We start from the raw sequence: 13,852 nt of genomic DNA, 5'->3' as shown, positions 1-13,852 counted from the left end.
AAAATATGAAAGCGATAGAGGAATAATATGAAATTAGGAAAATGGATTACAAATAATTCAAATAGCCCCTTTGTGGCAAGAAAGACAATAAATCCTAGTGGGAAGGTTAAAGCTGCGATGGCTTCGGTTACTGGCCTGGGGCAATTTAATTTCTATATTGATGGCAAGAGGATTTCCGATTCTGTACTAGCACCTGGCTGGACTGATTATCGAAAGACAGTGCAGTTTGAAGAATATGATGTGACCTCTCAGCTACAAGAAGGAAAGCATGAGCTCAGTATTGAGGTTGGAAATGGATGGTACATTTGGGATATGGACTACGGTTATAGCTTTCATTTTCCAGAGTTTATGCCACCAAATCCTAATCCCTATAAGCCGTTTGGAAAATGTCTGCTTTGTACAATGAAGCTTGAAGTGGAGTATGAAGATGGCAGTGTAGAATGCATTATTACAGATGATAGTTGGCAGATAAAACCTCACAGAATAAAGCATTCTAATGTGTATGGTTCGGAGTATATAGGGGATGATGATGGCGTATGGGAGCAGGCGAAACTGGTATCAGATGAGGATATTCCAAAAGGTCGCCTTACACCTATAGAGCAACCGCCAATAAAGGTAATAAAGACATATGATGTGTCGCTGAGTTATGAAAAAGACGGGATACGTGTATACGATATTGGTCAGAATATTTCTGGCATGTTACGTGCAAAAGTAAAGGGAAAAGCTGGCAAAGAGATAATTTTTAAGTCGGCAGAAAAGCTTGATGAAAATGGCATCCCTGATCAAATGGCTAAAAACTGGATGATGATTGATAATGTCATTGCCTATAAGCTTCAGAAAGATAATGAGATAGAGGATGTTAGACAAGCATTTACTTATTTTGCAGGAAGATATTTTGCAGTAGAAGGAGATGCTGAGGTACTGGAATTTAAAGCAGATGCTATATCAAGCGCTTGGCAGCAGGCTGGATATTTTGAATGTGATGATGAAAGATATAATCGTATATACGATATGATTGAAAAAACTGTTGAAGCAAATGTGCTAAGTGTGCATACCGATTGCCCAACTATAGAGCGATTCGCGTGGCAGGAGCCTAATCATCTGATGGGGGCTGCTATCATGTATATGAAAGATGGCAGCAGACTTTGGCGAAAATTTTTGCATGACATGAGGGATTGTCAGCATCAAGCAACTGATGTCTTCAAGGATTTTGATGGCAATGATATATATCCAGGTGATGGTCTTGTGCCTTCTCAGGCTCCTTGCTACATCCCAAATGTGCTTCCAGTGCCAGGTATGGGCAGCTTTTATGACATAATCGCCTGGGGCTCATCCATAATATTGGGAGCAAGATGGCATTATCTTTTTTATGGCGATGAGAACATTATTAAAGAGAATTATGATGCTGGGATGAGATATCTAAAACATCTCAAGACTAAGGTTAATGATGAGGGCTTTATTAATCATGGCCTTGGGGATTGGGGAAATCCTAAAGGTGATTTCGCAAGAGAAAATATTGAGACAGCCTTTTTATATGCCGATACTATTACGCTGGCATGGTTTGCAGAAGAATTAGGATACCAGGATGACAAAGCGAATCTTATAAAATATGCTGAAACTATAAAAGAAAACTATAACAGCAAGCTTTTGATCAAGGATGAAAATGGAAGATTCTGTTATCGTAATTACGAAAAGAGAAAAGAAGGCATAGTAACAACACAGGCTACCCAGGCATTACCACTATACTGGAATATGGTGCCGGAATATGCTGTGGAGGATGTAGCAACCTGCTTGCGAAAGAACATAGAAGAAAGTGGCGCTCTTATTGCAGGTGAGGTGGGCCTTCCTTATGTTATCCAAGCGGCAGCAAAGCACGGAATGAATCAATTACTTGCTGATTGCATCACGAAAGAAGAACATCCAAGCTACTATGCATTTATTCTGGATGGGGAGACAACACTTGGTGAATATTGGGAGACAAATCCTAGAAGCCATTGCCACGATATGATGGGGCACATTGCAGAGTGGTTCTATAATGGCATTGGTGGAATAGAGATAAAAGAACCTGGTTTTAAGAAAATATCACTACACCCTTTTATGCCGGAAGGGATGAATGAATTGCAAGTCTCATACAGGACTCCTTTTGGGGAGATAAAAGTGCAGGGCACTAGAATTAATGGCAAGCCACAGTATACCTACACTATTCCAAAGGAAATAACTGTCCAGCCCTAAGGATTAGCCGTTGCGATAATCCTTAGGCGAACAACCATATTTGGCTTCGAAGATTCTGTAGAAATAAGCAGAGTTTTCGTAGCCAATTTTTTTTATGATTTTTTCAGTAGTAAGAGTAGTGTTTTCTAGAAGATAGGCTGCTTCCTGAAGACGTCGCTGTTGCAAAAGCTGCTTGAAATTAAGGCCTGTGTTTTGCTTTAACAGGCGGCTTAGGTAGGCAGTAGAGTAGCCCGTGATTGATGCCAGTTCCTCTAAAGTGCCTCTATCAAAGTGGGTATCAATGTATTCCAAAGCCTGTATGGTGATTGTGTTGCTGCCACGACTCATATCTGTCAAAGTATCTGAGGATAGTGTACACAGATTCATAAGGAGCAAGTCCATTGTGGACATAGCAATGGTATTCATATCGTTTTTGTGATATGTGAGAGTCCATATTAGATTTTCGATAAGATTTTCAACTGTAAGCAAGCCTTGGGCGTGATACAGAAGATAATCATTATGATTCTTTCTATCGGAAAGAGAGGAAACAATAAAATCTCTTAATATATCATTTCTATCGTAAAAGATTTGTGTACGGGAGAAAAACTCAGGCAAGATAATAAAGTTGATTGCTAAATCATTCTCACTACAAGGCTCAATGTCATGTCTGGCATGACGGTTTAAAAGAAGAACATCTCCTGCAGTAAGCCTTACAGTTTCTCCTTCAACAAAGTGTGTGGTGAGCTCGCCCTTTAGCATGCAAACCATTTCAATGTAGTTGTGTCTGTGAGTAGGGAAGTATGCAAATCTGGTGTGAGGCCTGATATCGATAAGCTTGCCTTGAGCAAGGAGCTTGCCTGAATCCACAACAAATTCATCTTCAGAGGTGTATAGTTCCTTTTGGATGCTAGCATCACCTTTTAATATCGATTTCTCTTCTTCAGTTATTCCATTTAATAGGTCAAAAATATCTTTTCTCATAATGTCAAATAAGGTTCCAATTTATAAAATATACTGTTCTAGTTAATGCCTAAAAACCATTATATTATAAGATTATCAAAAGAACAAATTAAGTTCTAGGAGGTCAAATAATGTTAGTAAATACAAAAGCAAGAGTGGGTGTTTTTTCTATTGCCTTAGGCGCATACCTACCACAGTTTCCATCTCTGGTTCCAGAGTTTGAATCACAATATAAGAATTTTAAAAATTCCATTCCTGATACAGTGGAAATCATTGATGGAGGTGTTGTCACAACAAAGGAGCAGTCACAGGCTGCGGGAGATAAATTCAGAGCAGCTGATGTAGATCTTGTATTCATGCAGCTTCTCACATACGCAACAAGCTACAACATGCTTCCAGCTGTAAAGGATTTGGATGTGCCTGTTGTGCTTGTGAATGTGCAAAAGCTAAAGGCACTTGATTATGACACAGCAGGAACTGCCCAGTGGCTTGGTGAAGCTTATGCCTGTGGTGCAGTTGGCGAAATGGTTGCAGATCTTAATCGCTATGGAAAGAGAAGTGCTGTTATCACAGGTGTAGTGGAAGGCGGCGATGAAAATGTTGCTCGTGAGATTGAAGAGTGGTGCAAAGCAGCAAACTGTCGTAGACGTTTCAGAGATACAAATATTGCGCAGATTGGCAGACCATATCCTGGCATGATGGATTTATATATTGACGAGTCAAATCTATATAGACGCATGGGCCTTTACACAAAGCAGTTCGACTGGGAAAAGATTTGGGCTATCGCAGATGACATTACTGATGAGGCAGTAATTAAGGCGAAGGCAGAAGATATCCTTGATACATTCGATATCGTTGGCGGTGGGAATGTAGAAAAAGTTTGGGAGATGGCAAAGTACGTAGTAGCCTTCGAACAGTGGGTTAAAGACGAGCAGCTTGGGCTTGTGGCATCTCACTATGATGGATTTGCAAAAGGCATAGCTGGTAAGGTAGACAGCCTTCTTATCCCAGCGTTTTCAATGCTTATAAAGCAAGGTACAGCCTGTGCGGTTGAGGGTGATATGAAGGTTGCTATGGCAATGAGTATCTTAAAGACAATTTCTGGTACGGGCCAGCTTGCAGAGATGTACACAATTGATTTTAACGATGATGTTACCCTCATCGGACACTCTGGTTCTGGAGATGCAGCAATCTCTCAGACTAAAAAGCCTACTATGAAGATGATGGATGTGTTCCACGGCAAGACAGGTGGTGGATATCTTACACAGTTTTATCCACCTACAGGTCCTATTACATATCTTGGTATTACCCAAGATGGAGAAGGACATTTCAAGTTTGTAGTGGCAGAAGGCGTGAATGAGGATGGAAAGATTCTTCAGAATGGAGACACTATGATGCGTACAAGATTCAGTTGCAGCGCAGCAGAGTTTGTTACAAGATGGAGCGAGACTGGCCCTACACATCATTTTGGGGCAGCAGTGGGACATCACATCGAGACAATCAAAAAAGTTGCAAAGATTTTCAACGTACCAGTTGAAGTAGTTGTTCAGTAATAAAAAGGAGTAAAGAAAATGAAGGTTTTAGAAGCAAAGTTTGTAGAAGGATTTATGAGAATGGCAGATGATGGCTGGCAGCAGGGCTGGCATGAGCGCAATGGTGGAAATCTTTCTTATAGAATTAAGGCTGAGGAAGTAGAGAGTGTAAAAGAAGAATTCAATCTAGGTGAGTGGAAGGAAATCGGTACAACTGTTAAGGATTTGGCCGGTGAGTATTTTCTTGTTACAGGCTCAGGAAAGTATTTTAGAAATGTAATCATAGATCCAACTGATTCAATTGGAATCATTGAGGTTGATGAAACAGGAAGCAAGTACAGAATAGTATGGGGATTTGTGAATGGGGGCCGCCCAACATCAGAGCTTCCATCACATCTTATGAATCTTGAGGTTTGCAAAAAGAGAGATGAGAACATTCGCGTAGTATATCACTGCCATCCAACAAATGTTATCGCCCTTACATATGTGCTCCCTCTTGAAGATGAGGTTTTCACAAGAGAAATCTGGGAGATGGCAACAGAGTGCCCAATCGTATTCTCTCAAGGTATTGGTGTAGTTCCTTGGATGGTTCCTGGTGGAAGAGACATTGCAGTAGCAACATCAGAGATTATGGCTACTAAGGATGTAGCTGTTTGGGCTCATCATGGAATGTTTGTATGCGGAACTGATTTTGATATTGCATTCGGTCTTATGCACACAGTTGAAAAGGCAGCAGAGGTGCTGGTAAAGGTGCTTTCAATGACAAATAAAAAGCGTCAGACAATCCAGCCTGATGAGTTTAGAGCATTAAATGCACCATTTGGCGTGCAGATTAATGAAGCTTGCTTATACGAGAAAAAGAGTGATGTAATTGGAGAAAGATAGTTATGAATTATTATTTGGCGGTTGATATTGGGGCATCTTCGGGCAGGCATATGCTTGCCCATCTTGAAGATGGTGAAATGATATTAGAAGAAATCCACAGATTTTCAAATGGAATGATAGAAGTGGATGGTCATAAAAGATGGGATACAGAAGAGCTGTTTAGGCAGATTATTATAGGCTTGAAAAAGTGTAAGGAGCTTGGGAAGATTCCTGTATCTATGGGTATTGATACCTGGGCTGTTGACTATGTACTTCTTGATGAAAATGATAATGTGCTCCGCCCTTGCTTTGGCTATCGAGATGACAGAACTAAAGGAATGGATGAAGAAGTCTATAAAATAATTCCGGAAGAAAAGTTATATGAGCGAACAGGAATCCAAAAGGCAATCTTCAATACAATTTATCAGCTGATGGCTGATAAAAGAGATGGATATTTTAAGAATGCCAAGTCATTTCTTATGGTGCCTGACTACCTTCATTATCTCCTTACAGGAGTGAAATCAAACGAATATACCAATTGCAGTACAACACAGCTTTTAAACCCAGAGTCAATGGAATGGGATTATGATTTGATAGAAATGCTAGGCTTTCCTAAATCCATATTCAAACAAATCCATAAGCCTGGCACTTTTATAGGCAGCTTTACTGATGCTGTAAAAACAGAAGTGGGCTTTGATTGTAAAGTGGTATTGCCACCTACCCACGACACAGCATCAGCAGTGCTTGCTGTTCCAAATACATCTGATGAAGTGCTTTATATTTCATCTGGAACATGGTCACTTCTTGGCAGTGAAAACAAGCAGGCCATCTGCACAAAAGAAGCAATGAAGGCTAATTTCACTAACGAAGGCGGCTATGAAGGCAGATTTCGTTTCCTTAAAAACATTATGGGACTTTGGATGATTCAATCGGTAAGAAATGAGCTGATTGCAGCAGGACAGGAGTATTCATTTGCCCAGCTTTGTAACTTGGCAGAGCAGGCAGATATTGACTCAGTAGTTGATGCAAATGATGAATGTTTTCTTGCACCAGCATCTATGATAGAGGCAGTAAAGAGTTACTGCAAAGCTAGCGGACAGCAAGTGCCCCAAACTCCAGGTGAGCTTGCAAAAGTAATCTATGTCTCACTTGCTATTTGTTATAGAAAAGCTTGTGAAGAGGTGGAGGCAATTACAGGTAAAAGCTTCCCTACAATCAACATCGTAGGCGGTGGGGCAAAAGCTGGTTATCTCAACAAATTGACAGCTGAAACCACAGGAAAAAAGGTTATCGCCGGGCCAGCAGAAGCAACAGCTTTAGGCAATATTGGTGCACAGGTGATAGCGGCTTCAGAGGTGGCGGACTTAAAAACATATAGACAGATAATTAAATAGGAATCGTAAATCCTATGTTTATTAACCTATAAGGCCGAGATTTTTCATACCGTTGTAGATTCCATCATCGGTAATCTTTGAGGTAATCATATTTGCTTTTTCTTTCAATGCAGGTGATGCGTTTCCCATAGCGACGCCTATGTTGGCGAACTCAATCATTTCGAAATCGTTAGGACCATCACCAAATGCAATGGTATCCTCAACAGATGAATCTAAATAATCGATTATCTTTTTCATACCATAGGCTTTTGTGATATCTTTCATGCAAATCTCTCCAGATGAATCATTAGAATCTTTAAAGCTCATAGCGGTAACATCAAAATCATCGTTAAGAGAGTGTTCCACCTCATCCAAAGAAAGTGGCGATAAATAATAACAAGCTTTTTCAGCATTGGTATATGTATCAAAATGAGATGACAAATCATCATCTTCATGTTGCTTTGCAAATATTTTATCAATGCTCTTTGGCTTGTTTTTTAATTTCTCCTTAAAAATTTCTTTCATGGCTGTAAGAGATTTTGTTGTGGCAACAACCTTATCTGAACACTGAAGCATATATACAATATTATTCTTATCAAAGAAAGTTAGAAGCTTTTTTAATCTTTCAGGCTCCATATACTCAGCATTAACTACTTTTCCATGATATTCTGTATAAGCTCCTGAAGCTGCAACAATACCATCAAAACCAATATCTAATAGTCTATCTTCAATCTGGCATTTGCTTCGACCAGTACAAATAAAAATCTTATGACCTCTAGCTTGAGCGTTTTTTAAAGCTCTAATAGTAGATTGTGGTAACTCACCATCAAAGCTTATCAATGTCCCATCAATATCGAAAAATATAAGTTTGCTCATTAAACTGATCTCCTTTACACCTGTAAACCTGACATAATTCGTAAGTATAGCCTCAAATTTTTTGTTTTTCAATATACAAAATTCCAAAGATAGAAATATTTTTAGTTTGAATTGCGATATTTACTTTTGGTTTACCAAAATTTTTAATGCCACCTTTCTATATCGTTATGGATAAGGGATTCAAATTGAAAAAAGGAAGGAAATAGAATAAAAAATGACGGCTTATTTTGTTGAATAGGCCGTCATTTTTTTGTGATAATTAGGGCACGTTATATGTAAATGGTATATACAGGAGGAAGTTATGCTTAAAGAATTATGGAATAAAGATTGGTTATTTTGGAACAGTAAGGATGCATTTGCACTGGTTTGGGATATTCCAGAAAATGCAAGAAAGATAGATTTACCTCATGATGCAATGCTTGAAACAGAAGCTCATCCAGATTCGCCAAATGGCACTAACACAGGATTTTATGATGGAGGAAGCTATACCTATGTAAAGCTTTATGAATCAAAGCCTGGGGATAGAAAAAAGAATATTGTGCTTCGATTTGACGGAGTATATATGAATACGTTTGTGTACGTAAATGGTCAGCTTGCTGCAAATCGCCCATACGGGTATTCACAGTTTTACGCTCCAATTTCTCATCTTCTTAAAGAGGAGGGCACTAATGAGATTCGAGTGCAGGTTAGAAATGGTGCTATGACAAATAGTCGCTGGTATTCAGGAAGTGGTATCTATCGCGACGTATATATGCTTACATCTGGTACTACTTATATTAAAGAGAATGGACCAAAGGCTCTGACATTAGAATGCAACGAAAATGAAGCTACACTAAAGCTTTCGGCAACTATCGTAAATGCGGAATTTGAGGCAAAAGAACTAGAACTTTTATATGAAGTGATAGATGAAAATAACAAAGTGGTGGCAAAAGAAACTAGCGCCATATTTGTAAAGGGCAACGAGGAATATGAAAGCGCAGTAAGGCTTCATATTGATAGCCCTAAGTTATGGTCTGATGAAGCACCAAATCTATATCAGGTCAAGGTGACATTACTTGAAAATGACGAAAAGCTTGATGAGGATCAAAGCTGCTTTGGTATCAGAAAGCTTACACTTGATGCAGCTCACGGCCTTAGAGTAAATGGAAGAGAAGTGAAGCTTAGAGGCGCTTGTATCCACCATGATAACGGGTTGCTTGGAGCAAAGACATACTATGATTCTGAATATAGAAGAGTAAAGATTCTAAAGGATGCAGGCTTTAATGCTCTTAGAATTTCACATCAGCCTGCAGCACCAGTGTTACTTCAGGCTTGCGATGAGCTTGGAATGTACGTAATGGATGAGACCTTTGATATGTGGACTCGTACTAAATCTGATTATGACTACAATCTGTTCTTTACTGATTGGTGGAAGCGTGATGTGGAGGCCATGATAGAGAAAGATTACAATCACCCATCTGTAATCCTTTATTCCATTGGAAACGAGATTCCTGAAATTGGAACAAATGAAGGAAGTCATTTGGCAGCAGAGATTAGTGGACTATGTCATAGCCTTGATGATAGCAGATTCACACTTGCATCTATTAATGGCGTGTTTGCAGCAGGAGATGCTGTTCCTCAGATTACTGCAGATGTAGCAGGGGAAGTTAAGGATACCGATGATTCTGTTAATGTAAATGATTTCATGACAATCATGGATAAGTATATGGATAAAATTGTGGTTCATCCAGAAATAACAAAGCGTCTAAAGAAGGCTTGCGCATCAACTGATATTGCGGGTTACAACTATATGACAGCTCGTTATGCCCTGGATGCAAAAGAGGAGCCTAACAGAATTATGGTTGGTTCTGAGACATATCCTCCAGAGATTGCTGTTAACTGGAGAGAGGTTGAAAAGTATCCTCAGGTTATCGGTGATTTCACATGGACAGGATGGGATTATTTAGGAGAGGCTGGCGTTGGAATTCCAGCATACAATTGGGGCGAAGGTGGCTTTGGAGCACACTTTCCTGCAAAGCTTGCTTACACTGGTGACATTGATCTTACAGGTGCAAGACGACCACTTTCATACTATCGTGAAATCGTATTCGGCCTTAGAAAGGCACCTTATATTGCCGTCCAAAATCCAGCTCACTATGGAGAAAATCTCATTAAGACTCCATGGGTAATGAGTGATGCAATTTCTAGCTGGACATTCGATGGCTTTGAAAATAAGCCTGTGATTGTAGAAGTTTATGCAAAATGCGATGAGGTGGAGCTATTCTTAAATGACAAGTCTGTGGGAAAGAAAGAAATGTCGGATAATGCCAACTGCCGTGTTACATTTGACACTAATTATGTGCCAGGATGTCTTAAGGCAGTAGCTTATGAAAATGGTAAGGTTATAGGTGAATATGAGCTAAAAACAGCCAAAGAAAACGATATTCAATTATCATTAGATGATAATACACCTAATGATTCTACACTTAAGTACGTAAATATTTCACTAGGAGATGAGTGTGGCACAAATACTGATAAAGACTGCAAAATCACTTTAACAGTGACCGGAGACGCAAAGCTTTTGGCCCTTGGAACAGGTGATCCAAAGAGCCAGATTTCTTATTTAGGAAATGTGACAAAGACATTTTTAGGAATGGCTACAGCAATCGTTTTAAAAGGAAATGGACAGGCTTCTATTACTGTTGAAACAGAAGATGGAAATAAGAAGGAACTGACTGTTGGATAATAAAAAATGTCGGATTTCCTAAAATATATTACATGGAGAGACTAGTCAGTCTTTTGTAAGATGGTTACATCAAGAAAACCATTTATGCAAAGGAGAAGAAAAATGGAGAATAATTCAGTAGCTAGAAAGGCAGGGGTTGGAGAAGCATTTAAAAGCTTTCAATCAGCCTCAGCAAATGATGGGGAACGAGTTAATACTACGAAGAAATCTAATTCAGAAGTTAGCACAGCCTTTAAATGGTTTCATGCAACTTCAGTGAATGGTGGAGCAATGATGATTGCTGCTGTTCTTGCTAGTTATTTGTCTGTATATATGACTGATACACTTAGAATTCCAGCTGCGACAGCATCACTAATTATGTTTATTTCAACTCTTTGGGATGCTATTAATGATCCGATGATGGGAATCATTGCAGATAATACAAATACAAAATGGGGACGCTATCGACCATATTTTGTTATAGCGCCAATTGCCCTTACATTCTTCGGTACCATGGTATGGATTGACTGGGGATTTGCTAGTACAGCAATGAAGGCTATTTACATTTTGATTATGTATATTGGATACGGCATGACAGTTACAATGTTTACTATGCCTCAGATGGCAATTTTACCAGCAGCGGTAAAGAAAGATCAGGAAAGAAACAAGATTATTACAATGGGTGCTGGTAGTTGTGCGGTTGCTTTTACAATTGGTAACACATTTACACCTAACATCACAGCATTCTTTGAAAGTCATGGCTTCTCAAATGGATATGTACCTTACATGTTAATCTGCGGTGTGCTTGCGTTTATCTCTTTCTGGGGACTTTTCAAAGCATCTGAAGGACATGAAAGATATCTTACAGAGCCAGAAAAAAATCCACTTAAGGGACTTGGAATGGTGCTTCGTCACAAGGAAGTATATCCAAACATCATTGCATGGATTTGTGCTTCAATGGGTTATGGCTTGATGTTTGCCTCATCTGTTTATTACATGATGTATTACTATGAGAGACCAGATTTAATTCCAGTTTATATGGGAGTTATTTCAATCGGTGCACTTGTTTCAATGGTTGTTGCAATGCCTATCGTACTTAAGGTATTTAAGACAGGACAAAGAGCACTTTGCTTCTCACAGATTTCATCAATCGTTTTATATGTAATATTATTCTTCTTTGGTAAGTCTAGCTTCTTACTTTTATGTGTACTTACATTTGTATCATCAGTAACAAGCGCAATGCAGAATGCTCTTGTAAATATACTTGTAAATGACACAATCGATTTTGTTATGTACAAAGAAGGAAAGACAGCAAACGGTCTTGTATCAGCTATCAAGGGATTTGCTCAGAAGTGTGGTAACACAGTAACAACATCTGGTATTCTTGCTATCCTTGCACTTTCAGGATATGTTGCAGGTGCAATTGGACAGCAGCCAGATTCAGCAATGTTTGCTCTTAACTTTATTAAGTTTGGTGCACCATCTGTTACAGGTTTGATTGTAATCCTTTGCGTTGTATTTGGACCAATCAAGCACTACAAGACAGAAATTGAAGAAATGAAAGCTAAAATGCATGCTGAAGAGGAAGCTTAAATGTTAGATTTAGATATACTAAAAGAAACACCTTTTTGCCTGGGCCAGTCCCAGGTAAATTGGGTTAAGGACACAATTGAAAATATGACAGAGGAGCAGAAAATCGGACAGATTTTTTGCCCAATCAATGGAGAGACAGATCCAGATAAAATCAAGGCCTTTATAGAGGAGTTTAATCCGGGGGGAGTGCTATATAGGCCGATGGAAGCTGAAGTTATTCAAAATTGTCACAGAGCTTTTCAGGACAATTCTGATATCCCAATGCTTATCGCAGCAAACCTTGAGTCAGGCGGAGTTGGTATTGCAAGCAACGGTACCTATTTTTCAAGGCCAATGGGTGTGGCTGCAACAGGAGACAGCGAAAATGCCTATAGACTTGGATATATTTCTGGAAAAGAAGCAAAGGTTGTAGGATGTAACTGGTCCTTTGCTCCGATTTGTGATTTGGATAAAAACTATATGAATCCTATCATGAATGTTCGTACCTTTGGAGATAACGTAAATACGGTAATAGAATTTGTGAAGGAGCAGTTAAAGGGACTTGATGAAAATGGTGTAGCTGCAGCTGCCAAACATTTCCCAGGGGATGGAGTAGATTTTAGAGACCAGCATTTGGTTTCATCGGTAAACAGTCTTTCTGTGGAAGAGTACGATGAGAGCTATGGTAAGATTTGGAAAGAGGTTGTTGATACTGGCATTTTATCTATCATGGTAGGACATATTCTTCAGCCTGCTTATAGTAAATATTTTAATCCTGAGCTTAAGGATGAAGATATTCTTCCGGCTACATTGTCTAAGGAAATTCTACAGGGATTGCTTAGAAAGAAGCTTGGATTTAATGGCGTGATTGTTACTGATGCAACACCTATGGTAGGATTTACAGCTGCAATGAAGAGGGCAGAGGCACTTCCTGCAAGCATTATGGCTGGCTGTGACATGATTCTTTTCAACAAGGATATTCGTGAGGATTATCAGTATATCAGAGATGCGTTGAGTGATGGACGCCTTACAAGAGATCGCTTAGATGAGGCAGTTCTTAGAATCCTTGGAATGAAGGCGGCAATGGGCTTAAATGAGAAGCAAAAGGAACATACTTTAGTACCAGCACCTGATGCACTTTCAGACATTGCATGTCCAGAACATAAAGAATGGACTGTAAAGTGTGCGGATGAGGCAGTAACTTTAGTAAAGGATACTCAAAATCTGCTACCAATATCTTCTGATAAGTATAAAAAGATTAGGCTATATTATATTGAAGATAGAGTAGGAGGCGGATTCAAGGACGGCGATAGTGAAATCACAATTTTCAAAGAACTATTGGAGAAGGAAGGCTTTGAAGTGAGTGTTTATGACTACAGCAAGCCTGATTTTTATGAAATGTTCGAAGCAGGGGTAGGATATGCTAAAGAAAAATTTGATTTGGCAATATATGTGGCATGCATCGACACTGCCAGCAATCAATCTGTAAGAAGAATTGACTGGCTTCATATTATGGCAGCAGATGCTCCTTGGTTCGTAAATGATATTCCAACAATGTTTATATCTTTAGCTAATCCATATCATCTTGTGGATGTGCCTATGGTAAAGACATTTATTAATGCCTACACACCTACAAAGGAAGTGTGCAAGCAGGTTGTAGAAAAAATAATGGGCCGCTCAAACTTTAAAGGTAAAAGTCCGATTGACCCATTCTGTGGCATATGGGGAAGTAAATTTTAATAAATGAAAGCTCTTTTGTT

At 39.2% G+C, this 13,852-nt stretch carries 9 protein-coding genes; 7 read left to right on the top strand and 2 right to left on the bottom strand.

Features of this window, described 5'->3' with window-relative positions; genetic code table 11:
* Window positions 1-27: 27 nt before the first annotated feature.
* Window positions 28-2,232, top strand: a complete 2,205-nt coding sequence (locus T498_RS15070; protein WP_051524629.1) for a family 78 glycoside hydrolase catalytic domain — start codon at window positions 28-30, stop codon at window positions 2,230-2,232.
* Window positions 2,233-2,235: 3 nt separating this feature from the next.
* Here the strand turns inward: T498_RS15070 and T498_RS0105920 are convergent, their stop codons facing one another.
* Window positions 2,236-3,192: an AraC family transcriptional regulator gene (locus tag T498_RS0105920; protein WP_028235115.1), complete on the bottom strand. Its 957-nt coding sequence runs from the start codon at window positions 3,190-3,192 to the stop codon at window positions 2,236-2,238.
* 110 nt (window positions 3,193-3,302) lie between these two features.
* Between T498_RS0105920 and T498_RS0105915 the strand changes: the two genes are divergently transcribed.
* Genes T498_RS0105915 through rhaB form a run of 3 tightly spaced genes read left to right on the top strand, consistent with a single transcriptional unit; the run spans window position 3,303 to window position 6,961 of the window.
* On the top strand, window positions 3,303-4,724 hold the full coding sequence (locus T498_RS0105915) for an arabinose isomerase (RefSeq protein WP_028235114.1): 1,422 nt from the start codon (window positions 3,303-3,305) through the stop codon (window positions 4,722-4,724).
* An 18-nt stretch (window positions 4,725-4,742) separates the two neighbouring features.
* On the top strand, window positions 4,743-5,588 hold the full coding sequence (gene rhaD, locus T498_RS0105910; protein ID WP_028235113.1) for a rhamnulose-1-phosphate aldolase: 846 nt from the start codon (window positions 4,743-4,745) through the stop codon (window positions 5,586-5,588).
* A 2-nt stretch (window positions 5,589-5,590) separates the two neighbouring features.
* Window positions 5,591-6,961 (top strand): rhamnulokinase, encoded by a 1,371-nt coding sequence (gene rhaB / locus T498_RS15065; protein WP_036977949.1) that lies wholly within the window; start codon window positions 5,591-5,593, stop codon window positions 6,959-6,961.
* Between the two features lie 21 nt (window positions 6,962-6,982).
* On the opposite strand, the gene T498_RS0105900 is transcribed toward rhaB, so the two are convergent.
* Window positions 6,983-7,816 (bottom strand): Cof-type HAD-IIB family hydrolase, encoded by an 834-nt coding sequence (locus tag T498_RS0105900; protein ID WP_028235112.1) that lies wholly within the window; start codon window positions 7,814-7,816, stop codon window positions 6,983-6,985.
* A gap of 301 nt (window positions 7,817-8,117) precedes the next feature.
* Between T498_RS0105900 and T498_RS0105895 the strand changes: the two genes are divergently transcribed.
* The 3 genes from T498_RS0105895 (at window position 8,118) to T498_RS0105885 (ending at window position 13,832) form a co-directional block, all read left to right on the top strand.
* On the top strand, window positions 8,118-10,541 hold the full coding sequence (locus tag T498_RS0105895) for a glycoside hydrolase family 2 TIM barrel-domain containing protein (RefSeq protein ID WP_028235111.1): 2,424 nt from the start codon (window positions 8,118-8,120) through the stop codon (window positions 10,539-10,541).
* A 102-nt stretch (window positions 10,542-10,643) separates the two neighbouring features.
* Entirely contained in the window at window positions 10,644-12,113 is a 1,470-nt protein-coding gene (locus T498_RS15060; RefSeq protein ID WP_081779695.1) for an MFS transporter, read from the top strand.
* A complete protein-coding gene (locus T498_RS0105885) occupies window positions 12,114-13,832 on the top strand; it encodes a glycoside hydrolase family 3 protein (RefSeq protein ID WP_028235110.1) in 1,719 nt (572 codons plus the stop codon).
* Window positions 13,833-13,852: the final 20 nt, after the last annotated feature.

It is taken from the genome of Pseudobutyrivibrio sp. MD2005, assembly GCF_000621865.1.
Taxonomy (GTDB): domain Bacteria; phylum Bacillota; class Clostridia; order Lachnospirales; family Lachnospiraceae; genus Pseudobutyrivibrio.
This window is presented reverse-complemented; position numbering and strand designations above follow the sequence as displayed.